The organism is Beijerinckia sp. 28-YEA-48 (assembly GCF_900104955.1).
GTDB lineage: Bacteria > Pseudomonadota > Alphaproteobacteria > Rhizobiales > Beijerinckiaceae > Terripilifer.
This window is the reverse complement of the sequence record NZ_FNSI01000001.1, coordinates 220,001-241,424: the sequence shown is the minus strand read 5'-3', so window position 1 is coordinate 241,424 and position 21,424 is coordinate 220,001. Positions and strand designations below refer to the sequence as shown.

At 60.0% G+C, this 21,424-nt stretch carries 18 protein-coding genes and 2 rRNA genes (1 of these 20 only partly in view); 9 read left to right on the top strand and 11 right to left on the bottom strand.

What is annotated here, in order from left to right; genetic code table 11:
- The first annotated feature begins 96 nt into the window (after window positions 1-96).
- Complete coding sequence (nhaA, locus tag BLW50_RS01100; RefSeq protein ID WP_244544094.1) at window positions 97-1,962, top strand: Na+/H+ antiporter NhaA; 1,866 nt, start codon at window positions 97-99, stop codon at window positions 1,960-1,962.
- Window positions 1,963-2,038: 76 nt separating this feature from the next.
- On the opposite strand, the gene BLW50_RS01095 is transcribed toward nhaA, so the two are convergent.
- Window positions 2,039-3,268 carry an NAD(P)/FAD-dependent oxidoreductase gene (locus tag BLW50_RS01095; RefSeq protein WP_090696330.1) on the bottom strand — a complete coding sequence of 410 codons (1,230 nt, stop codon included), beginning with the start codon at window positions 3,266-3,268 and terminating at the stop codon, window positions 2,039-2,041.
- 148 nt (window positions 3,269-3,416) lie between these two features.
- On the opposite strand from BLW50_RS01095, the gene BLW50_RS01090 reads away from it, so the two are divergent.
- On the top strand, window positions 3,417-3,902 hold the full coding sequence (locus tag BLW50_RS01090) for an anthrone oxygenase family protein (RefSeq protein ID WP_090696329.1): 486 nt from the start codon (window positions 3,417-3,419) through the stop codon (window positions 3,900-3,902).
- A 6-nt stretch (window positions 3,903-3,908) separates the two neighbouring features.
- Here BLW50_RS01090 and BLW50_RS01085 read toward each other — a convergent pair whose 3' ends face one another.
- The 3 genes from BLW50_RS01085 to BLW50_RS01075 all read right to left on the bottom strand — a co-directional run bounded on the left by BLW50_RS01085 (window position 3,909) and on the right by BLW50_RS01075 (window position 7,035).
- On the bottom strand, window positions 3,909-4,958 hold the full coding sequence (locus tag BLW50_RS01085; RefSeq protein ID WP_090696327.1) for a 5-methyltetrahydropteroyltriglutamate--homocysteine methyltransferase: 1,050 nt from the start codon (window positions 4,956-4,958) through the stop codon (window positions 3,909-3,911).
- A gap of 96 nt (window positions 4,959-5,054) precedes the next feature.
- Window positions 5,055-5,978 carry a LysR family transcriptional regulator gene (locus BLW50_RS01080; RefSeq protein WP_090696324.1) on the bottom strand — a complete coding sequence of 308 codons (924 nt, stop codon included), beginning with the start codon at window positions 5,976-5,978 and terminating at the stop codon, window positions 5,055-5,057.
- 31 nt (window positions 5,979-6,009) lie between these two features.
- Window positions 6,010-7,035 carry a Bug family tripartite tricarboxylate transporter substrate binding protein gene (locus BLW50_RS01075; RefSeq protein ID WP_090696321.1) on the bottom strand — a complete coding sequence of 342 codons (1,026 nt, stop codon included), beginning with the start codon at window positions 7,033-7,035 and terminating at the stop codon, window positions 6,010-6,012.
- 175 nt (window positions 7,036-7,210) lie between these two features.
- Here BLW50_RS01075 and BLW50_RS01070 point away from each other — a divergent pair, with 175 nt between their 5' ends.
- Window positions 7,211-8,113 (top strand): ketopantoate reductase family protein, encoded by a 903-nt coding sequence (locus BLW50_RS01070; RefSeq protein ID WP_090696318.1) that lies wholly within the window; start codon window positions 7,211-7,213, stop codon window positions 8,111-8,113.
- A gap of 13 nt (window positions 8,114-8,126) precedes the next feature.
- Here the strand turns inward: BLW50_RS01070 and BLW50_RS01065 are convergent, their stop codons facing one another.
- Together BLW50_RS01065 and BLW50_RS01060 are read right to left on the bottom strand one after the other, a co-directional pair.
- Window positions 8,127-9,113, bottom strand: coding sequence for a Bug family tripartite tricarboxylate transporter substrate binding protein (locus tag BLW50_RS01065; RefSeq protein ID WP_090696315.1), 987 nt, complete (start codon window positions 9,111-9,113; stop codon window positions 8,127-8,129).
- Between the two features lie 31 nt (window positions 9,114-9,144).
- Entirely contained in the window at window positions 9,145-10,269 is a 1,125-nt protein-coding gene (locus BLW50_RS01060) for a CaiB/BaiF CoA transferase family protein (protein ID WP_090696313.1), read from the bottom strand.
- Window positions 10,270-10,426: 157 nt separating this feature from the next.
- Here BLW50_RS01060 and BLW50_RS30560 point away from each other — a divergent pair, with 157 nt between their 5' ends.
- From BLW50_RS30560 to BLW50_RS01035, 5 genes are read left to right on the top strand one after another with little or no spacing between them, the layout of a single operon-like run.
- Window positions 10,427-10,828, top strand: coding sequence for a Zn-ribbon domain-containing OB-fold protein (locus BLW50_RS30560; RefSeq protein WP_170849917.1), 402 nt, complete (start codon window positions 10,427-10,429; stop codon window positions 10,826-10,828).
- Complete coding sequence (locus tag BLW50_RS01050; RefSeq protein WP_090696310.1) at window positions 10,825-11,946, top strand: thiolase family protein; 1,122 nt, start codon at window positions 10,825-10,827, stop codon at window positions 11,944-11,946. Before BLW50_RS30560 ends, BLW50_RS01050 begins: the two co-directional genes overlap by 4 nt.
- 21 nt (window positions 11,947-11,967) lie before the next feature.
- A complete protein-coding gene (locus tag BLW50_RS01045) occupies window positions 11,968-13,287 on the top strand; it encodes a Rieske 2Fe-2S domain-containing protein (protein WP_090696307.1) in 1,320 nt (439 codons plus the stop codon).
- Window positions 13,284-14,525: a CoA transferase gene (locus BLW50_RS01040; RefSeq protein WP_090696305.1), complete on the top strand. Its 1,242-nt coding sequence runs from the start codon at window positions 13,284-13,286 to the stop codon at window positions 14,523-14,525. Before BLW50_RS01045 ends, BLW50_RS01040 begins: the two co-directional genes overlap by 4 nt.
- On the top strand, window positions 14,522-15,721 hold the full coding sequence (locus tag BLW50_RS01035) for a CaiB/BaiF CoA transferase family protein (protein WP_090696302.1): 1,200 nt from the start codon (window positions 14,522-14,524) through the stop codon (window positions 15,719-15,721). The genes BLW50_RS01040 and BLW50_RS01035 overlap by 4 nt, the downstream gene beginning before the upstream one ends.
- 12 nt (window positions 15,722-15,733) lie before the next feature.
- Here the strand turns inward: BLW50_RS01035 and BLW50_RS01030 are convergent, their stop codons facing one another.
- The gene (locus tag BLW50_RS01030) at window positions 15,734-16,177 is read right to left on the bottom strand and encodes a MarR family winged helix-turn-helix transcriptional regulator (RefSeq protein ID WP_170849916.1); all 444 of its coding nucleotides are present in this window, start codon (window positions 16,175-16,177) and stop codon (window positions 15,734-15,736) included.
- A 123-nt stretch (window positions 16,178-16,300) separates the two neighbouring features.
- On the bottom strand, window positions 16,301-16,909 hold the full coding sequence (locus tag BLW50_RS01025) for a TetR/AcrR family transcriptional regulator (RefSeq protein ID WP_090696297.1): 609 nt from the start codon (window positions 16,907-16,909) through the stop codon (window positions 16,301-16,303).
- A gap of 100 nt (window positions 16,910-17,009) precedes the next feature.
- Between BLW50_RS01025 and BLW50_RS01020 the strand changes: the two genes are divergently transcribed.
- Entirely contained in the window at window positions 17,010-17,750 is a 741-nt protein-coding gene (locus BLW50_RS01020; RefSeq protein ID WP_090696294.1) for a 3-oxoacyl-ACP reductase family protein, read from the top strand.
- 18 nt (window positions 17,751-17,768) lie between these two features.
- Here the strand turns inward: BLW50_RS01020 and BLW50_RS01015 are convergent, their stop codons facing one another.
- The 3 genes from BLW50_RS01015 to BLW50_RS01005 form a co-directional block, all read right to left on the bottom strand.
- On the bottom strand, window positions 17,769-18,257 hold the full coding sequence (locus BLW50_RS01015) for a MaoC family dehydratase (protein ID WP_244544093.1): 489 nt from the start codon (window positions 18,255-18,257) through the stop codon (window positions 17,769-17,771).
- A gap of 412 nt (window positions 18,258-18,669) precedes the next feature.
- Window positions 18,670-18,784 (bottom strand): 5S ribosomal RNA (gene rrf / locus BLW50_RS01010).
- Window positions 18,785-18,886: 102 nt separating this feature from the next.
- A 23S ribosomal RNA gene (locus BLW50_RS01005) occupies window positions 18,887-21,424 on the bottom strand (it continues 275 nt past the right edge of the window).

Below are 21,424 nucleotides of genomic sequence, written 5' to 3'. Positions count from 1 at the left end.
TCAAACCTTGAGCCGTCGTGCAAAATCCTTATGTGAGGGCCTCGGGCCTCCGCCTCGATCAGGCTTCATCAGTAGGATTTTCGCCGCATGTCGGAAATGAGCACGACCAACCGCCTCGACCGTCCCGTGGACGAGGCGTTTGATCACATTCTGGGCGATTCCACCGCTGAAATCACTCTGGTTGAATATGGCAGCTACGCCTGCCCCCATTGCCGCGCCGCCAATGAGAGGATTATCGAGGTTCGCGAGCAGTTCGGCGACCGGCTGCGTTATGTCTTTCGCCATCGCCCACTGATCAACAACGAACTCGCGCGGCGCGCCGCCGAACTGGTCGAATATACCCGTGACAGCGAGCATTTCTGGGATGCGCACGTCAAACTGATGACGCGCTCGACGACCCTCACCGAGGATGATCTGCGCGCCGTCGCGTCCGATCTCGGCCTGTCCTATTTCGAGGACGACGACCTCGAGGAAACGGCCTATCGCGCCCGCCAGCGGGTCGACGCCGACATCGCCAGTTCGCACGCCAGTGGCGTCATGTACACGCCGACATTCTTCGTCAACAACCGCCGCTATGATGGTCCCTGGGACGAGAACTCCTTCTCCGACGCCATGCTGGGCTCACTCGGCCATCGCGTCCGTTCAGCCGCGCTCGATTTCGCCAGCTGGGCCCCTTCGACCGGCATCCTGTTGCTGGTCGGCACGATTGCCGCCGTGCTGGCGATGAACTCGCCGCTAGCCACAGGCTTTGAGAAGTTCTGGCACAGCTACATGGGCCTGTCCTTCGGCGATGCGGCTTTCCGCATGTCGCTGCTGCATTGGGTCAATGACGCGCTGCTGACGATCTTCTTCCTTGTCGTCGGTCTCGAAATCAAACGCGAATTCACGGTCGGCCATCTGGCCAGCCGTCGCTCAGCGGCCATGCCGATTGCCGGCGCGCTCGGCGGCATGATCGCGCCCGCCTTGGTCTATCTCCTGGTCATTCCTTCAGGGCCTTGGGCGCATGGCTGGGGCGTGCCGATGGCGACCGACACCGCCTTCGCCGTGGCGCTCATCGTCATGATGGGCCACCGCGTTCCCATCGAACTGCGCATTTTCCTCACCGCCGCCGCCATCGTCGACGATATCGGCTCGATCATTGTCGTCGCCGCTTTCTATTCCGGCGCGCTCAATCTCTATGCGCTGGGCGCCGCCGTCGCCGTCGTTGCAGCGCTGGCCTTCCTCAACCGTTCCGCCGTCTATGCCACCACGCCCTATATCCTGCTCGGCATCGCGCTGTGGATCTGCGTCTACACCGGCGGCCTGCACGCCACCCTGGCTGGCGTCGTCCTCGCCCTGTTCATCCCAACGCGGCCGCCGCCCAATCTGCGCACGCTGATCACCCAGGCCAATTCCATCGTCACGGCGGAAGCCATGCGCGGCGGCGAAGCCCTCCGTCATGGCCCTTCCGCGCCTGCCATGCGCGCGCTCGATGCGATCCATGACCGGCTTGAATCCCCCGCCGACCGGATGTTGCGCCATGTGGCGCCGCGCTCGAGCTATTTCGTTCTGCCGCTCTTCGCCCTCGCCAATGCCGGCGTCGTCCTCTCCATGGGCGTGTGGAGCGACCATCCGCGCTTGATGCTGGCGATTGTCCTCGGCCTCGTCGTCGGCAAGCCGATCGGCATGGTCGGCGCGGCGGCTCTGGCCGTCTGGCTGAAGGTCGCGGTCAAACCGGATGAATATTCCTGGCGGCAGTTGTGGGGCGCCGGGGCACTGGCTGGTATCGGCTTCACCATGTCGCTGTTCATCGCCGGACAGGCTTTCCCCACCCCCAGCGATTTCGACGCCGCCAAGATCGCCGTCTTCTGTGCTTCGATTCTCTCGGCCGTCATCGGCGTCGTCGTTCTGTGGAACGCCTATGACGCCAGCACCGAGACGGAGGCAAACGCAGCGAAGCCGCAGCCCGTCGAGATGACATGAACGGGGATCATAGCGTTTTGCAGTTTGACGTAGTCAAACCGTAGGCAAATTGCATTTCTGTTGAAACGCGATTTGCCTAAGACAGGCGGCGCGGCGAAAGTTCCGGCATCGGCGCCCGCGCCGTCTGCATTTCCTCAGCGAGCAAAGCCGCCGTGGTGGGACCGAGGGTGAACCCCTGGTGGCCGTGGCCGAAATGGAACCACAGGCCCTCATGACGCGGCGCTGCGCCAACCAGCGGCAGCATATCGGGCATGCAGGGGCGAGTTCCCAACCAGGGCTCGGCCTCGACCGGCTCACCAAGATTGAGCAATTCCCGCGCGGCTTTCTCAGCCCGGACCATTTGCACCGGCGTCGGCGGTGCATCGAGACGGGCAATCTCGGCGCCGGTCAAAACCCTGAAACCCGCCGTCATCGGTGACAGCGCCGTGCCATTCTCGACATCGAGCATCGGCAGGTTCAGTGCGTCGCCGCCTTTGTAGTGCCGATGGTAGCCGCGCTTGCGCAGCAGCGGAATGCGGTAGCCCAATTTCTCAAGCAGCAGCGGCGACCAAGGACCAAGCGCCACCACCGCATGCCGCGCCGCCAGCCGGCCCCAAGAGACGCCGACGCTCCACATGCGCCCATCCTGCTGCAGGCTGCCGGCATCGGCTGTTTGTACGCGGCCACCACGCGCGACAAACAGATCCGCATAGGCTTGCGTCAATCCGCCAGGATCGATGCAGCTCCAGCTGTCGAGCCAATGACAGGCGCCTGCACAGGTGATCTTCAGCGCTGGCTCGGCAGCGGCAAGTTCCGCGCTGTTCATGACGCGAAGCGCCAGATCGTATTGGCGCGACACACGCTCCGCATGCGCCGCTCCATGCTCGAATTCGCTGGTGCTGCGGAACACCTTGCGGAAACCATCGCGCCGAATCAGGTTCTCGGCGCCAGCGGCGGCGATGAGCGGCGCATGATCGGCCGTGGAGCGCCGCGTCAGCTTCGCATAGCTGCGCGAGATCGCCTCATGCCGCGCCGGCGCCGAAGCGCGAAAATAGCCCCAGAGCGGCCGCCACTGATCCGACAGCGCATCGAGGTGATAATTCACATCATTGCCGCGTTTGAAAATGGTCCGCAGGAGACTGGCCAGATCGCGCGGGAAGGCATACGGCTCCGCCGCCTCGGCCTGGATCAGGCCGGCATTGCCATAGCTGGTCTCACGGCCGGGCGACGTGCGGTCGACCAGAATAACCTCTTGCCCCTGTGCCTGCAGCGCCAGCGCGGTCGAAACCCCGACCATGCCCGCCCCCAGAACCAACACATCCGGCATACCCAGCCTCCGGCTTCCTCGCCTGCATCGACGACATCGATCTTGGCATAGCGCATTGCGGCAGCAGACCCAACGGTCTCACCGGGGATGTATCGTGGAATCCGCTGAGATCGTCTGCTAGGTTGGTTCAGCAGATGGGAATGCAGCCATGAATGAAACGATCCGCTTCGTGCTCCTGCTCCTGGGCACACTCGGTGCCGGCCTCATCGCCGGCCTCTTTTTCATTTTCTCCAATACGATCATGAAAAGTTTCGACCGGCTGCCAGGCGCAAGTGCCATCCTCGCCATGCAGACGATCAATCTCGTCATCATCAACCCGCTGTTTCTGACGATCTTCTTCGGCACCGCCGTGATCTGCCTGGCGCTGCTCGTCACGGCCCTCGCCAACTGGAGCGTGCCTGGCGCACTCTGCCTCGCTGTGGGATCGCTGGCCTATCTCATCGGCTCGATCGGCGTGACGATGGCCTGCAACGTACCGCTCAACAATCGTCTCGCCGCCATCGCCAAACCGGAAGCCGCGCCCGCTGCCACCTGGATGGAGTACAGCGCGCCGTGGACGCGCTGGAACCACGTTCGCGCCATCGCCTCATTCCTCGCCGCAGCGCTGTTCATCACAGCGCTGTGGCAAGATTGACAGCAGCTATTTCCGCAATTCGTCGCGCACCATCTGCGTGCCACGCACCATCGCTTGCAGCTTTGCATAGGCGACATCGCGCGGAATGTATTTCATGCCGCAGTCTGGCGCGATCACCAGCCGCTCGGGCGCGATATAAGGCAATGCAGCCCGGATGCGGGTCGCCACCTGCTCCGGCGTTTCCACCGCCATATCCGACAGATCGATCACGCCAAGAACAACCGTCTTCGACGGCAGCCCTTTCAGAACCGCACAATCGAGTTTCGATTGCGCCGTCTCGATCGAGATCTGACTGACCGGCGAACCCTCGAACTCCGGCAGGAAGGAATAGCCTGGCGGCCGCTCGTGAATGATCGCCGCATAGCCAAAGCAGATATGCACGGCGGTGGTGCCCTTGACGCCATCGAGGGCCGCATTCATCGCCTCAAGACCATATTCACGCGCCGCCTGCGGCCGCGCCTGCATATAGGGCTCATCGATCTGCACGATATCGACACCGGCGGCGAAGAGATCCTTGATCTCCGCATTCACCGCCGCCGCATAGGCGAAAGCCAGCTCCTTGCCACCTGGATAATAATCGTTCTGGGCTTGCTGCGACATGGTGTAGGGACCCGGCACGGTGATCTTGGTGACGCGCTTGGTATGGCCGCGCAGAAATTCAACATCACGCACGCCCACAGGATGTTTGCGCCTGATTGGGCCCGTAACACGCGGCACCGGATTGGGATGGCCGGAACGATCGAGCGCCACACCTGGATTATCAACATCCACCCCCTCAAGCGCGGTGGCAAAACGATTGGAATAGCTCTCGCGCCGCACTTCGCCGTCGGTGATGATGTCGAGACCAGCCTCTTCCTGATCACGAATGGCCAACACCGTCGCGTCATCCTGCGCCTGTTGCAGAAATTCAGGCGCGACACGCCACAACTCCTGCGCCCGGACGCGTGGCGGAAAGCGTTTGGCAAGACTGGCCCGGTCGATCAACCAATCTGGGACGGAATAGGAACCGACGAGAGATGTCGGCAACAAAACTGGAGTTTCGTGCTGATAGGCCATGGCTTGACGTATCCTCCCTCAGGCGCAAGCGTGCTTGCCCGCGCAAGATGGGACGAATCCTCGCGCCAGGCTAGTCCCTCTTTTGGGAACAAGCCGTCACTGTTCTTGCAAAGCCTCAGACTGCTCCGAAGACAGCATGGCGAGCAGCGCGACGACGGCAGACGACAGTTTGGCCGAACGCAAGGTCGCAAGCCACAGATCGAACTGCGCCCAGTCGTCGGTGATCGAAACCGCCACCAGCCCGCGCATGGCAATTTCCGCCGCCGAGCTTTCATGCGGCAAAATCGTAATGCCGAGGCCGCTGTGAACGATTCGCAAGCTTGACGCCGGACTGCGAGACTGGGCGCGTGTGAGCAGGTCAACGCCGCGCTTCGCGGCTTCTTGCACCAGCGTTTGCCCCATGGCCGTTTCATGCGGCAGAACCCACGTCTCCTCCAACAGCTCGTCCAACTTAACGGACGGCTGGCTCGCAAGTGGATGAGAAGGATTGACGACGATGCTCAGCCGATCACGCCGATAAGGTAAAACCTCTAGCGAAGGCGTGATATGGCTTGAAAGAATAATTCCAACATCGGCCTGGCCGCCCAGGAGACCATCGACCACATCCTGGCTCTTCAGCTCCTTCAGCAACAAGCTGACACTCGGATAGTTCCGCAGGAATTTATCGAGTTGTTCGGGCAGATCGTGATAAAGCGCCGGCGCCGGCACGGCGAAGCGGATTTTTTCGGTGTTTCCGACCGCCAGATCGCGAACATTCGCCTCCAGCTGCTCGATGTCGGCGGCAATGCGGCGCGCATAATTGGCGACGACGCGGCCAAAGGGCGTCAAGGAAATCCCTCGCCCGGTGCGAATGATAACCTGGTGGCCGAGGCTGCTCTCAAGAAACTGGATGCGACGGCTCGCGGCCGACACAGCCGTGTGCAGTTCCTCGGCCGCCTGCGTCAGCGAGCCAAATTTCTCGATCGCCAGCACCAACTTGAGCGTTTTCAAGCTGAGGCGGTCATAAAGTTTTGCGCCCATATCTCCTCCGGCCACGATTCCGGCTCGCGGCCTATTCCGAGCTTATACCACTGGCCTTGATCGGCGCATCCCACTTGGCGATCTCCGAGCGCAGGAAACGCGCCAGAAAAGCCGGTCCACGACGCTCCGCCTTGATGTGATCGTTGCCAAGCCCCTCGATCCTCTCGCTCACGGCCGCGGTATTCAGGGTGTCATCGATCGCCTGGGCCAGGCGCTGGACAATCGGCTGCGGCGTGCCCTTCGGCAGGAAAATCCCCTGCCAGACGCTGACATCAAAATCGCTCAAGCCCTGTTCCTGGGCTGTCGGAAGATCAGGCAAAACAGCGGTGCGTGCATCCGACAACAGCGCGATACCACGGACGGCGCCCGACTGCACCTGCGGCGCGCCCGTCGATATAGCGTCACACATATAATCGACACGACCGCCGGCCACATCCTGCATCGCCAGCCCGGCGCCGCGATAGGCAATATGAGTGACCTTGACACCCATCACCGAGTTGAGCAGCACGCAGCCGATATGCGAGGCCGACCCCGCACCAGCCGAGGCGTAATTCAACTTCGCCTGATTGGTCCTGACATAGGCGATGAATTCCTGCAGTGACGTAACCGGCATTTCTTTCGAGACCACCAGCACACGGGGACCATTGGTGACGAGGCCGACGGGCTCAAAATCCACCGTCGAGTCATAGCCCGGCTTTTTCGGCAGTAATTGGCTCCACACCTGAGTCCCGATATTTCCAAGCAGGAACTGGTATCCGTCGGGAGTGGCTTTCGCGACACGCTGCGCGGCGATGGAACCACCGGCGCCGCCGACATTGTCGATGATGACCTGCTGACCCAACAATTCGCCCATACGCTGCGCCAGGATCCGCCCGGTCACATCGCTCGGACCACCAGCAGCGAAGGGCACCACCATCGAGAGCGGCCTGGTCGGATAATCCTCAGCCCGCGCAGCGCCCAAGGCCAAAATGGCAAGCGCCGCAGTCGCTACAACTGCCCGTAATGGCATACCGCCTGAAACAAAACGATCACGCGCCCAACCGTTCAATACCGTCATTCCCAGCTCCTTACGATAGTCGCTGGCTATCCGTAGACTCACCTTGGTGTCAATTCAGCCGGCCGGAACCAAACGGATCAGTTTACGCCAAGCCGATAACAGCTGTAGCAACATGGATTTACAGTCACAGGATCGCTTATTCTGTGCGGAGACATCCAACATCCGAGTTTCAACAATGAAATTTGCAGTCGTGGGAGCCGGTGCGGTCGGCTGTTATTTTGGCGCCCTTCTGGCCCGCACCGGCCATGACGTATGTCTGATCGGACGCCCCACGCATGTTGAAGCGATCGCCCGACATGGCCTGCGCCTCGAAAGCAAGCTTTTCGACGGTCACGTGCCGATGCAGGCGACCACCGAGATCAGCGGTGTCGAAGACGCCGATGTGGTGCTCTTCTGCGTCAAGTCGTCAGATACGGAAGCGACTGGCCGGATGATTGCGCCACACTTGAAACCGGATGCGACCATCCTTTGCCTGCAGAACGGCGTCGACAATGCCGAGCGGCTCTCCGCTGTTCTCAAGCAAACGGTTTTGCCGACGGCGGTTTACGTAGCGACCGAAATGGCGGGCCCCGGACACGTCCGCCATTATGGCCGAGGCGAACTGATCATTGGCGCCAGCGCGCCCAGCCCTCGTATCGCTGACGTCCTGAGCGAGGCTAAAATTCCGACAACAGTTTCCGCCGATGTCATCAGTGCGCTTTGGACCAAGCTGGTGGCCAATTGTTCCTACAACGCGTTGTCGGCCGTCTCCCAACTGCCCTATGGCCGGCTGATCGAAATCGATGGCGTGCGCGACACCATCCGGAATACCATCGATGAATGCATGACGGTGGCCAACGCCGCTGGCATCACCTTACCCGCCAACATCCACGACCTGACATTCGCGATCGCCACCGACATGGCCGGCCAGCGTTCGTCCACCGCGCAGGATCTCGCTCGTGGCAAACCGACCGAGATCGATCACCTCAATGGTTATGTGGTCCGCAAAGGCCGACAGCTCGGCATTCCGACGCCGATCAACCTGCTACTGCAAACCATGGTGAAACTCAAAGAGACGGAACAAAAGGCGTCTCCTTAATCACACTACGCACCTATTGCGGCTTCAGCCCCGCGGCGGCAACCATATCGCCAATGGTCTTGGTCTCGTCGCGCACCGCATCGGCCAACACCTGCGGCTTGCCACCAACCGGCGTCCAACCGACCTTGATCAGATTGGCCCGCGTGTCCGTCGGTGAGTTGACGATCTCGTCGATGTCACCAGCGATTTTCGCGACAATATCTGGCGGCATTTTGGCCGGCCCGAAGACACCCACCCACATCGCTGCTTGCAGTTCTGGGAAGCCCAACTCCGTCGTCGTCGGCACATTGGGATAGCGCGGATCGCGCTCGTTGCCGGCCAGAGCGAGCGCTTTGAGCTTGCCCTCCGCGATCGGTTGCGCCGCGCCCATGGAGCTGAACACCGATACCTGCACCTCGCCACGCAGCAAGGCTGAAACCGTCGACGACAATCCCTTGAACGGCGCGTGCACCAGATCGAGACCTGCCTTCTTGTTCAACATTTCAAAGATAAGTTGCGGCGGGCTGCCATCGCCATAGGAGCCGTAGGAATATTGCCCCTTGGACTTCTGCACGAGGGCTACGAATTCTTTCAGATCATTGGCCGGCACGTCCGGACGCGCCACGGCCATTTGAACGACTTTCGCCACGAGTGAAATCGGCACGAAGCTCGTATCAGGATTGTAAGGCAGATTCTTATAGAGGAACCGACTGGAGACGATCGTCTGGTTCACCGTCGCCAACATCGTATAGCCGTCGGGCTCGGAAGCCGCGACGTTATGGGCGCCGATGACGCCGCCAGCACCCGTCTTGTTTTCGATGATGATGGTCTGCCGCCATTTCGCCTGCAGCGCCGATGCCAGCGGCCGCATCACGATATCGGTTCCACCGCCAGCCTCGAACGGAATGATGACGCGCACCACCTTGTTGGGATATTGCTGCGCTGACGCGCTCGCGGCCGGCCATATCATCAAGGCCGCTGCGCCCGCTATAAATCCGATCTTGAATCCGATTTTCATCATGTTGTCCTCCCTCCGTTAATGTACCGATGGGTTACGTTCCCCGTCCCTCTACGTTCGCTGATCGAGCCCATTTCTTGATGGCAGCCTCGATTGTTTCGTCACTTGCCTCGGCGATTTCAGGCTGGCTGCGACTGAAGCGTGGCGCTGGCGCCGCTTGAAGCTGGCCGCCGGTGGCGACGAACACCTGTCGCGCCCGATTGTGCGGATCGCTCTGCGCCTCTTGCAATGTTAGGACCGGCGAAACGCAGGCTTCACTGCCGTCAAAGATCGCTTGCCATTCATCGCGGCTGCGCGTCGAAAATATCTTTTGGAAGCAGCGGTGCATGTCGGGCCATTGCTCGCGCTTCCACTGATCGGCGGGCGCTATATCTATTATGCTCAGCTTGCCGATCAGATTGGCGAAGAACTTGGGTTCGATCGCGCCCACGGCAAGGTGACGATCGTCTGACGTTCGATAGATGGCATAGAAAGGCGCGCCACCATCGAGAAGATTGCCGCCACGGCCAGCGCCCCATTGCCCTGAGGCTTCCAGCCCATGGATGAATGTCGAGAGCGATGCGACACCGTCAACAATGGCCGCATCCACAACCTGGCCGCGTCCAGACCGCATTCTCTCGTGCAGCGCGCAGACGATCCCGAACGCCAGATACATGCCACCGCCGCCGAAATCGCCGAGGAGATTGAGCGGAAAAACCGGCTCCTTCGGCGTTCCCATCATGTCGAGCGTCCCTGACATGGCGAGATAATTGATGTCGTGGCCAGGCAGATGCGCCATCGGCCCCTCCTGGCCCCAACCCGTCATGCGCGCATAGATCAGGCGGGGATTTTCAGCCAGGCAAACATCCGGACCAATACCAAGACGTTCCATGACGCCGGGGCGAAACCCCTCCATGACAACATCGGCACTCCGCAGAAGCTGACGGAGCTGTTCAAGATCAACCGCATCCTTGAGATCAAGTGCCAACGTGCGTCGCCCGCGCGCCATGAAATCGGATGATCCTGGCGAAAAACCCAGAGATGTTTCGGACTTGGATGTTTCAGATTTGCGCGCGATGCGCAGCACATCAGCGCCCATGTCGGACAGCATCATCGCGCAGAACGGCGCTGGACCAAGTGCGGCCAGTTCGACAACACGAATATCGGCGAGCGGTCCCATGCGGTTCGCAGCTCCAGTTCGACGAGGCGGTCGGCGGATTTCACAATCGCACTTTCGGCTGTTGACGTCAGCCGTCCCTGAATGTATTTCGTATACGAACAATCTAGGGAGAGCAAGGTCGTGCTTGGCTATTTCATGCGCCGTTGCGGAGGCCCTGATGGCACGCCCTAAACCCATCACAACCGCCGAGACGGAGCCCTTCTGGCAAACCGCGAAACAAGGCTCCTTGCGCCTCCCGCAATGCACTGCCTGCGGCCAGTTGAGCTATCCTCCCGCGCCACGCTGTCGCTCTTGCCGCAGCGATGCTCTGTCTTGGAAACACTTATCGGGCCGCGCCCGCCTGCTGTCATGGACGCGCGTCGAACTGCCAACCATCCCAGGCGTGAAACCACCTTTCACGATCGCCGAGATCGAACTCGCCGAACAAGCAGGTCTCGTGATGACGGTTCTGGTTCGCCCCGCACTGGAAGATCGATTGCAAGCGGGCATGGCGATCCAAGTCACTTTCGACACCGATGGCGATTGGTCCTTCCCCGTCGCGGCTGAAGGTGACGCATGACGGCGCCGGGATCCCCCATAGCATTCATCGGCGTCGGCGGCTCGACGATCGAACGACAATCGCAGCGATCGATCACCGCTTTCGCTCTCGACGCCGCCATTGCTGCCATCGCCGACGCGGAGATCGATATCGCTGACATCGATGGCTATGTCGGCGCACCGATCGCGACCAATCCCGGTGCGCTGCATGTCGATGGCGCCGACGAAATATCGGCTCGCACCATCATCAAGGGGCTGGGAATTTCAAATCTCTCCTACGCCGCCGATCTACACAAATCCTTTCCGACAGATATGGCGATCAGCGCGGCGCACCTGCTGCTTTCGAGCGAGTGCCGCTATGTCCTTGGCGTGCGCGCGCTCTATCACATGCGTGACGTAGCCTATGCGACAGGCGCTGCCGATCGCGCCTATGGCGCCGATCAGTTCACGGTGCCCTTCGGCGCCATGGCCGCTGGCGCCCGCTTTGCCACACGGGCACGAACCTATCTCGAGCAAGCAGGCGTTGGCCGCGAAGTCCTTTACGATATCGTCGCCCTCGCCCGCCGCCACGCGCGCGATAATCCGCTTGCTGTCTGGCGCAACAAAGATGTCAGCCTGGACGATTACATGGCGGCGCCAATGATTGCCGCGCCTCTGTGTCGGCTAGATTGCGATATGCCGGTCTGCGGCGCTGTCGCCTTCGTCATGACGAAAGGCGATCTCGTGCCCGCTGCCGTGAAGCCGAGAGCCGCATACCTCACCGGCTGGGCCGGCTGGCAGCATCCGCACCGGATTTTCGAAGGATCACGCAAGCGCGACGACATCGATCACGGCCAGCTCTACGACGGCTTTTCCTCGATGATCTACGAATGGCTCGAGGGCTTTGGCTGGTGCGAGCCCTATCGCGGCTGGCAATTCATCCGCGACGGACATGCCGAGCAAGACGGCAAGCTTCCCCTCAACACCTTCGGCGGCAGCCTCGGCGAAGGCCGGCTGCATGGCGCCGGCCATTTGCGCGAGACGATCCTGCAAGTGACCGGCCGCGCCGGAAAACGGCAATTGCCACGTGCCGCCAACGGTCTCGTCCATATCGGTCCTTACGACATGTCGTCGTTCGCGATCATCAGCAGCGAACCATAAATTCCAATTGGGGAGAAGAACATGCTCTCGCACGAGGACAACGAGAAGCTGGTGAGGGTCAGCGCCGGCACGCCGATGGGCGATTTCATGCGCCTGTTCTGGATCCCCTTCATGCTCTCAAAGGAACTCGCCGCCGACGGCGCGCCGCAGCAAGTGCGCCTGCTCAATGAAAACCTCATCGCCTTTCGCGACACAGCCGGGCGTGTCGGCCTGGTCGATCACGCCTGCCCACACCGAGGCGCGCCGCTGCTCTTCGCGCGCAACGAGGATTGCGGCATTCGCTGCGTCTATCACGGTTGGAAATTCGACGTCGATGGCAAGCCGGTGGATCTCCTGGCTGAGCCTGAACGCAGCCGACTGAAAGAACGCGTCCGCCTCAAGGCCTATCCCTGCCGCGAACGCAACGGCGTGGTCTGGACCTATATGGGACCGAACCAGGATGACTTGCCGGAGCTTCCAGGCCTCGAATGGAATCTGGTGCCGGAGGAAAATGTCGTTCTCACCATGCGCGTGCAGGAATGCAATTGGCTGCAGGCCATTGAGGGCGAACTCGACAGCGCCCACGCAGCGATTTTGCACGGCCGCATCGATTCCGGCGGCACCGTCAGTCAATGGATCGCCGCCAAGGACCTCACGCCGGTCTTCGAATGTGTCAAACGCGACTTCGGCCTGAGCATCGCGTCACGGCGCACACTGGATGAAAGCACCCGCTACTGGCGCGTCAACCAGTTCCTCCTGCCCTTCTATTCGCTGGTGCCGCCGATGAAGCAATACCCGGAACTCAGTGGTCACGCCTGGGTGCCCATCGACGATGAGCACACGCTCTGCATCATGTTCTCCTATCATCCGTCGCAACCGATGTATGAGAAGTCACGTAAGGTGTTCGAGGAAGGACATCGCGGCCGCGAAACCGGCCATGCCAGCGTGCATAGCTATAAGCCAAAGCCGCCCAACGTGCCTTATGCGAGGTTCTGGACCAAGTATGGTCCCGACGACGGCTTCCAGTTCGACCATACCGTCCAAGAGACAACTTGGTTCTCCGGCCTGCCAGGCCTCTGGGTGCAGGATTCCGCCTGTCAGTCCGGTGTCGCGCCAATCTATGATCGCACCAAGGAAAATCTCGGCACCAGCGACACCGGCATCGCCATGGCGCGCCGGATCATGCTCGATGCCCTGGCGGCCATGCGCGACAAGGGCATCAAGCCCAAAGGGGTCGACCATCCCGAAACCTTCATGGTGCGCGCTGTCTCGCTGACCTTGCCCGAGGGCACGCCCTGGAGTGAGGCCGGCGCCATCCCCATGCAAGCGCGCCTCGGCGAGGACTTCGGTTACACGCCATGACCGAAAGATCGACAGAGGGCGCGGCACTTGCCGGTGTCCGCGTGCTGGAAATCGCGCACGCCGCCGCCGCCGTGACCGGACGGCTGCTCGCCGATCTCGGCGCCGATGTCATCAAGATCGAACCACCAGGCGGCGAGGCGGCGCGGCGCTTGCCGCCGCTCGCTACGCTGCCGAATGGTGCGGAAGAGAGTTGCTATTGGCTGGCGTTCAACACCGGCAAGCGCAGCGTCACGATCGATCTCACGACGCAAGACGGGCGCAACCGGTTTGTTGCACTCGCCAGGAGCGCTGACATCGTCGTCACTGATTTCGAGCGCGTCGGCATCAACGAAAACGATGAACTCGCCGCTCTGGCCCGTACAGCCAATCCCGATCTAATCTGGACGGAGATATGGCCGTTCGGTCGTGGCCTGCCCTTTGAACGCTATCCAGCGACCGACACGATCCTGCAAGCCCTCGGCGGCCACCTGTTTCTCAACGGCGATATCGACCGTCCGCCGGTTCGCATCGGCATGCCCGTCGGCGTCATGCAGGGCGGCGCCGAAGCCGCCAATGCCGCGTTGATGGCCTATTATCACAAGCTACGTGGCGGGCCGGGCCAACGCGTCGATATTTCAATCCAGGAATGTATCGTCTGGACGCTGCTCAACACCACCATGTCCTGGCAGATTCTCGCGCTCAACGAGGAACGCGGCGGCGCGGTGCGCAAAGAGCGCGCCAATAAATTCTACACCCGGCTGGTCTGGCCTTGCTCCGACGGCTTCATTTTCTTTGGCCCAGTCGGCGGCGGCGGCGGCACGGCGCGCGAGAAATCCTTCTCCGCGCTGGTCGACTGGATGATCGCCAGTGGATTTGATGCGCCCATTCTCCATGCTCACGACTGGAATGGACCAGGCCAGTTCAACATCCCGCAATCGGCCTATGATGCGGTCACCGATCATATTGGCCGCTTCATCGAGACGAAGACCGCCGCCGAACTGATGCAGAAGGCGGTCGAGCAACGCATTCTTCTCGCGCCCGTCTCCAGCCCGCGACAGATTTTCGAATACCCGCATTTCCGCGAGCGCAATTTCTTCGCCCGCCTTTATGATGGCATACGTGGGATCGACGTCGATTATCCAGCCCTCTGGGCACAGATGAGCCTGACACCGTTGCAGGCGCTGCGGCCAGCGCCAGCGCCCGGTGCCGACACGCACACCATTCTGGAGACGGTGTTGGAGCGAGGACACAGCCGATGAACAGCCCGATTTTTGCCGGACTGAAAGTGCTCGACTTCACCTGGGCGGCCGCTGGCCCAATCATCACCAAGCAGCTCGCCGACAACGGCGCCACAGTCGTCAAAGTCGAATCGTCGAAACATCCTGACTCGATCAGGCTCGGCGGACCTTTCGCGGGCGGGACACCCGGCATCAACAAAAGCGGCTTCTTTGCCGATTTCAATTCGTCCAAACTCGGCCTGGCGCTGGACATGTCGCATCCCCGCGCTGGCGAAGTCATCGAACCGCTGATTGCCTGGGCCGATGTACTGGCCGAGAGCTTTCGTCCCGGCATGATGGCGCGATGGGGCTTTGACTATGAGTGGGCGTCCCGTATCAATCCGCGCCTCATCATGCTCAGTTCTTCGCTCTACGGACCCGATGGCCCGTGGGCCGAGCATCCAGGCTTTGGCGCGCAGGGCGCAGCACTTGCCGGCTTTCACGCAATGACGGGCTGGCCCGATCGCCCGCCGGCAGCGCCCAAGGGCGCCTATACGGATTCGGTCTCGCCGCGCTTTGGCACAGCTGCTTTGCTTGCCGCCCTGATCCATCGTGAGCGGACGGGCAAGGGCCAATATATCACGCTCTCGCAGATCGAGACCGGCATCATGTTACTGAGCCCCGAGCTGTTGCAGATGCAGTTGAGCGGCAGCGAACCGATGCGGCGAGGCAATCGCGATGAGCGCGCGCTGGTACACGGCGTTTATCCTTGCCTCGGAACCGAGAATTGGATCGCCATCGAAGTGCGCGATGAGAACACGCTACAGCGCTTCGTCAGCGTATTATGGCCGTTGGGTGATACCCCTGCGTGTCTCATCTCAGCAACCGATGCAGATGCGATTGACGCAGTGGTCGGCGCCGCCACAGCTCATTGGGACAGTTTTGATCTGATGCAAGCCCTGCGCGAAACGGACGTTCCGGCAGGTGTCGCTTTTCGTGGCAACGACCTGCTTGAAGATCCCGTGTTGCGCGCCCGCAGTCATTACTGGCCGCTCGAGCATACCGAAATGGGCACGCTCGATTACAACGGCCCGGCCTATCGCTTTTCCGTTTCGCCGACGGAGCTGCGACACGCCTCGCCAACGTTAGGCCAACACACGGAAGAAATTCTGAGTGACATCCTACAGCTACCAGCGGCCGCGATCGCTGACCTCAGAGCGGCGGCTCTGTTTCGCTGAAGCTCTGCGCCCTCAGTCTTCGTCCGGCATCTGCCCAATGGCCGCGAGATAGGTGAGGAATTTTTTGCGATCCGCGGCCGGAATGACGGAAAGAATTTCGGTATGATTCACCTCGACGAGAGGCGCGAGGGACGACACCCGGGCAACCCCATCAGGCAAGATGGTCAAGCGATAGGAGCGACCATCCGCGGGATCAGGGATCCGCTTGATCAGACGGCGATCGGTCATCCGGCTCAGCATCTCGCTCAAAGTGCTGCGATCGACTTTGATGTGCTCGGCCAGTTCCGTCGGGGTCAGATCCCCCTGCTGATATAAAGTGATCAGAACCGCGAATTGCCGTGGCGTGATGTCGTACCCATCGCATTTGAGCGTGTACAGATTGTTCAGGCGAGCGCTTGCCAGGCGCAGCAGGAAGCCGAGACCTTGATCAAGCTTGTAGACATCAACGCGTTTCATCGTTCGCCCGCCGCATGTCCATATCAAGTTGAGCCGCTTGCCAGACATCATCCATACGGCACGCCAGCATAAAAAGAAAAGCCCGGAGGTGGAAAACCACAGCGGCCGTACAGCTGGCCGCGTTCAGGTCGAGGCGACAAGACCGTCCCAGGCGGCCATGGCGCTGTCGGCGACCGTGGCCAGCATTTTCCGCGACATGCCATCGCGCGCCAAGATCGACATGCCATATTGGACGCTGATGTAGAAATTGGCGATCGCGCGCGCGTCCGTCGTGTCAGGCAGTTCGCCTTGCGCCATGGCACGTTCGATACGCCGGCGCACATGCTTGACGCTTGCCGCACGCATGTCACGCAGCATGTCGCAAATGGCGGTGTTGTTGGCGCCTGCATTAAGCGCGCCAAGCACCACCAAGCAGCCCCGCGGTTTGCCAGGCTGAAAGTAGCTTTCCGCGCTGGCATGCAGCATCGCCTCGACCGCGCCGCGCGCGGTCGTTGCTTGTTCGATCCCAGACCAGATGTCCTTGCCTTCGGCGGCATTGTAGAGTTCGACCGCCTCGCGAAACAAATCTTCCTTGCTGCCGAAAGCCGCGTACATGCTGGGCGGATTGATGCCCATGGCCGAAGTCAGGTCCGTGAGCGAGGCGCCATCGTAACCCTTGGCCCAAAACACCTCCATCGCGCTGTGCAATGCAGCAGCGCGATCAAAACTACGCCGACGGCCCCGATCCACCATGATCCTTCTTTCTGTATCGATCGATAAATAATCTTATTGACGCCTCCTGGCAAGCGTGCCACCTATTATGTATTGATCGATACATAAATGGATATGAAACATGCTTCCCTTGCAAGATAAGGTTGCTCTCGTCACGGGCGGAAGCCGCGGTATGGGGGCTGCTATCGCGGAGCGCCTGGCCCGCGACGGCGCCGATGTTGCCTTCACCTATGTCCGCGCCGCTGACAAAGGCCGCGCCACGCTCGCCAAGATCGAAGCGGAAGGCCGGCACGGACTGGCCCTTGCCGCCGATGGCGCGGATCCAGCAGCCGTTCAAGCGGCCGTGGACCAGACCTTCGCCACGTTTGGCAGGCTCGATATCCTGATCAACAATGCCGGCATTTTCGTTGCGAAGCCGATCGATGCGCTGACACTCGATGACTACGATCAGACATTGGCGGTCAATGTGAAGTCGGTGTTCGTTGCCGCGCAGGCAGCAGCCAAACATATGACCGAAGGCGGACGCATCATCACCATTGGCAGCAATCTCGCTGACCGTGTTCCCGGTGCTGGCTTGAGCCTCTACAGTCTCAGCAAAGCAGCGCTGATTGGCCTGACCAAAGGTCTGGCGCGCGACCTTGGAAGCCGAGGTATCACGGCCAATATCGTGCAGCCCGGTTCGACCGACACCGACATGAATCCCGCCGATGGCGCCCAGGCCGATGCGCAGCGTGGGCTGATGGCGATCCCGCGCTTCGGCGAGGCACACGACATCGCCAGCATCGTCGCCTGGATCGCCAGTTCACAAAGCCGCTTCGCCACCGGCACGGCGTTCACGCTTGATGGCGGCGCGAATATTTAGGCCAAGAGAAGAGCGTCGTCAGGCCATTTCGTTGCTGTCGTATAGAAACAGCATCAGCCAGTCAGCCGAGAGAGCCGGTTTGACGACGCCTTCGATCTCGACTTCCACTTTATATTGGAGAAGGATTTGTCCGGCGGCGCGCGGGCTCACTTGCGAAAGCGTGAAATGTCCGCGAATGCGCGAACCGGATGGAACCGGCGTCAGAAAGCGGACACGGTCAAACCCGTAATTGAGAACCGCTGAAGCGCCCTCCATAGGCACGGCCATCTTAGCCATCTTGCTCAACAGCGAAAGCGATAGAAAACCATGGGCGATGGTGCCGCCGAACGGGCCCTTTGCCGCCGCTTCGACATCGACATGCAGAAATTGATGATCCTCGGTCACATCAGCGAAGCCGTCGATGCGATGTTGATCGATCAGAAGCCATGGCGAGACTCGGACCTTGCCAATCAAGGCCTCTAGCCTGGCAACTCCTTCGATGACGGCATTGTCAGTGGACGCTTTCAAACAAAGATCTCCTCAGCACTTCGAAAGTCTGCATGCCATTCATAGATCGATACGCCAACGCGGTACCCATCATTGCTGCAAAATCGATTGTTTCATGGGCGGCACCCGAAGCTGGCAGCGCCTTCAGGATTGCCTGCCCCTATATCGCGCATGCTGGGGGTAAGCGCAAAGCGGCCGGGGAACGTCAGGCCGGTGGCGATCACAGGTCCGGCGCTGACAGCTCCCAGAAAATCGAACCGCTCAAGCGTCGCGGGCCTATCCCCACTTCCTCTGGGCCTGCTGCAGACTGCATCACTCAGCCTCTGCGGGCGGCAGTTCCAGAACGCGAAAAAGCCCGCCAGCCTTGGTTTTCACCAAGAACTGACGGGCTTTTCGAACTTTCATAATAAAGAGGACATTCCGCTTTTTGCAGGCCTGGCAACGACCTACTCTCCCAGGTCTTGAGACATAGTACCATTGGCGCGGGAGCGTTTGACGGCCGAGTTCGGGATGGGATCGGGTCTGGTCACTCCGCAAAAGTCACCAGGCCGGCGAAAAGCGGACAGAAGCAAAACTGGGTTTTTATCGCAGGCCAAACTCACATCCCTGAAGGGACATGAGTCGACCTAGATGGATATCGACTAATGAGAGTGTTTAAGCCAATCGAGCTATTAGTACCGGTAAGCTACATGCATTGCTGCACTTCCACACCCGGCCTATCAACGTGGTCGTCTTCCACGGCTCTCGAGGGAGAACTCGTTTTGAGGTGGGTTTCCCGCTTAGATGCATTCAGCGGTTATCCCGTCCGTACATAGCTACGCTGCACTGCGGCTGGCGCCACAACAGCTCCACCAGAGGTACGTTCACCCCGGTCCTCTCGTACTAGGGGCAAATCCTCTCAATTCTCCTACACCCACGGCAGATAGGGACCAAACTGTCTCACGACGTTTTGAACCCAGCTCACGTACCACTTTAATCGGCGAACAGCCGAACCCTTGGGACCTTCTCCAGCCCCAGGATGTGATGAGCCGACATCGAGGTGCCAAACACTGCCGTCGATATGGACTCTTGGGCAGTATCAGCCTGTTATCCCCGGCGTACCTTTTATCCGTTGAGCGATGGCCCACCCACTCGGGACCACCGGATCACTATGACCGACTTTCGTCTCTGCTCGACTTGTTTGTCTCGCAGTCAGGCTGGCTTATGCCATTGCACTCAACGACCGATTTCCGACCGGTCTGAGCCAACCATCGCGCGCCTCCGTTACTCTTTGGGAGGCGACCGCCCCAGTCAAACTGCCCACCATGCGCTGTCCCGGCTCCGGATGACGGAGCGCGGTTAGATATCCATGTCAATAAGGGTGGTATTTCAAGGGTGACTCCACATGAGCTGGCGCCCACGCTTCAAAGTCTACCACCTATCCTACACATGCTAACACGAATACCAGTGCAAAGTTGCAGTAAAGGTGCACGGGGTCTTTCCGTCTGACCGCAGGAACCCCGCATCTTCACGGGGAATTCAATTTCACTGAGCTGATGTTGGAGACAGCGGGGAAGTCATTACGCCATTCGTGCAGGTCGGAACTTACCCGACAAGGAATTTCGCTACCTTAGGACCGTTATAGTTACGGCCGCCGTTTACCGGGGCTTCGATTCAAGGCGTGAACCTCTCCTCTTAACCTTCCGGCACCGGGCAGGCGTCAGACCCTATACGTCATCTTACGATTTCGCAGAGCCCTGTGTTTTTGTTAAACAGTTGCCACCCCCTGGTCTGTGCCCCCCCGACCTGGTTGCCCAAGCCGAGAGCCTCCTTCTTCCGAAGTTACGGAGGTAAATTGCCGAGTTCCTTCAACATCATTCTCTCAAGCGCCTTGGTATACTCTACCAGTCCACCTGTGTCGGTTTGGGGTACGGTCTAATGTGGGGGCTATTTCCTGGGACCGCCAGGTTGCACAAGAAATCCAATAATCCCGTACAACTTTCGCAATCCGTCACCACCCACTGGCCCACGAATATTAACGTGGTTCCCATCGACTACGCCTTTCGGCCTCGCCTTAGGGACCGGCTAACCCTGCGAAGATTAACTTTACGCAGGAACCCTTGGACTTTCGGCGACACTGTCTTTCACAGTGTTTGTCGTTACTCATGTCAGCATTCGCACTTCCAATACCTCCAGGATGCCTCACGGCTGTCCCTTCGACGGCTTATGGAACGCTCCGCTACCGCGCATTGCTGCGCCCAAAGCTTCGGCTCGTGGCTTGAGCCCCGGTACATCTTCGGCGCGGAAACCCTTATTTAGACCAGTGAGCTGTTACGCTTTCTTTAAAGGATGGCTGCTTCTAAGCCAACCTCCTGGTTGTTTTGGGATTTCCACATCCTTTCCCACTTAGCCACGAATTAGGGGCCTTAGCTGTTGGTCTGGGTTGTTTCCCTCTCCACAATGGACGTTAGCACCCACTGTGTGACTCCTGCGCATTACTTCCAGGTATTCGGAGTTTGGTTAGGTTTGGTAAGGCTGTGAACCCCCCTAGCCCATCCAGTGCTCTACCCCCTGGAGTATTCACGCAAGGCTATACCTAAATATATTTCGCGGAGAACCAGCTATTTCCGAGTTTGGTTGGCCTTTCACCCCTAATCACAAGTCATCGGAGCCTTTTTCAACAGGCACCCGTTCGGTCCTCCAGTAAGTGTTACCTTACCTTCAACCTGCTCATGACTAGATCACCCGGTTTCGGGTCTAATCCGACGAACTGAACGCCCTGTTCAGACTCGCTTTCGCTGCGCCTACACCTACCGGCTTAAGCTTGCTCGTCAGATTAAGTCGCTGACCCATAATACAAAAGGTACGCCGTCACCCAGGACGAACCTTGGGCTCCGACTGTTTGTAGGTATCCGGTTTCAGGAACTATTTCACTCCCCTCGTCGGGGTGCTTTTCACCTTTCCCTCACGGTACTTGTTCGCTATCGGTCGCTAAGGAGTACTTAGGCTTGGAGAGTGGTCTCCCCATGTTCAGACAGGATTACACGTGTCCCGCCCTACTCAAGTCCTCAGTATTTCGAAATCCATACGGGGCTATCACCCACTAAGGCCCGGTTTTCCAACCGATTCTGATTAAAAATACTGAGGCACTGGCCTGGTCCGCGTTCGCTCGCCACTACTAACGGAGTCTCGTTGATGTCCTTTCCTCC

What these genes read in the sequence shown, in the direction of transcription:
- nhaA (WP_244544094.1), top strand. Translation starts at nt 97, where the DNA reads ATGAGCACGACCAACCGCCTCGACCGTCCCGTGGACGAGGCGTTTGAT.
- BLW50_RS01095 (WP_090696330.1), bottom strand. Translation starts at nt 3,268, where the DNA reads ATGCCGGATGTGTTGGTTCTGGGGGCGGGCATGGTCGGGGTTTCGACC.
- BLW50_RS01090 (WP_090696329.1), top strand. Translation starts at nt 3,417, where the DNA reads ATGAATGAAACGATCCGCTTCGTGCTCCTGCTCCTGGGCACACTCGGT.
- BLW50_RS01085 (WP_090696327.1), bottom strand. Translation starts at nt 4,958, where the DNA reads ATGGCCTATCAGCACGAAACTCCAGTTTTGTTGCCGACATCTCTCGTC.
- BLW50_RS01080 (WP_090696324.1), bottom strand. Translation starts at nt 5,978, where the DNA reads ATGGGCGCAAAACTTTATGACCGCCTCAGCTTGAAAACGCTCAAGTTG.
- BLW50_RS01075 (WP_090696321.1), bottom strand. Translation starts at nt 7,035, where the DNA reads ATGACGGTATTGAACGGTTGGGCGCGTGATCGTTTTGTTTCAGGCGGT.
- BLW50_RS01070 (WP_090696318.1), top strand. Translation starts at nt 7,211, where the DNA reads ATGAAATTTGCAGTCGTGGGAGCCGGTGCGGTCGGCTGTTATTTTGGC.
- BLW50_RS01065 (WP_090696315.1), bottom strand. Translation starts at nt 9,113, where the DNA reads ATGATGAAAATCGGATTCAAGATCGGATTTATAGCGGGCGCAGCGGCC.
- BLW50_RS01060 (WP_090696313.1), bottom strand. Translation starts at nt 10,269, where the DNA reads ATGGGACCGCTCGCCGATATTCGTGTTGTCGAACTGGCCGCACTTGGT.
- BLW50_RS30560 (WP_170849917.1), top strand. Translation starts at nt 10,427, where the DNA reads ATGGCACGCCCTAAACCCATCACAACCGCCGAGACGGAGCCCTTCTGG.
- BLW50_RS01050 (WP_090696310.1), top strand. Translation starts at nt 10,825, where the DNA reads ATGACGGCGCCGGGATCCCCCATAGCATTCATCGGCGTCGGCGGCTCG.
- BLW50_RS01045 (WP_090696307.1), top strand. Translation starts at nt 11,968, where the DNA reads ATGCTCTCGCACGAGGACAACGAGAAGCTGGTGAGGGTCAGCGCCGGC.
- BLW50_RS01040 (WP_090696305.1), top strand. Translation starts at nt 13,284, where the DNA reads ATGACCGAAAGATCGACAGAGGGCGCGGCACTTGCCGGTGTCCGCGTG.
- BLW50_RS01035 (WP_090696302.1), top strand. Translation starts at nt 14,522, where the DNA reads ATGAACAGCCCGATTTTTGCCGGACTGAAAGTGCTCGACTTCACCTGG.
- BLW50_RS01030 (WP_170849916.1), bottom strand. Translation starts at nt 16,177, where the DNA reads ATGAAACGCGTTGATGTCTACAAGCTTGATCAAGGTCTCGGCTTCCTG.
- BLW50_RS01025 (WP_090696297.1), bottom strand. Translation starts at nt 16,909, where the DNA reads ATGGTGGATCGGGGCCGTCGGCGTAGTTTTGATCGCGCTGCTGCATTG.
- BLW50_RS01020 (WP_090696294.1), top strand. Translation starts at nt 17,010, where the DNA reads ATGCTTCCCTTGCAAGATAAGGTTGCTCTCGTCACGGGCGGAAGCCGC.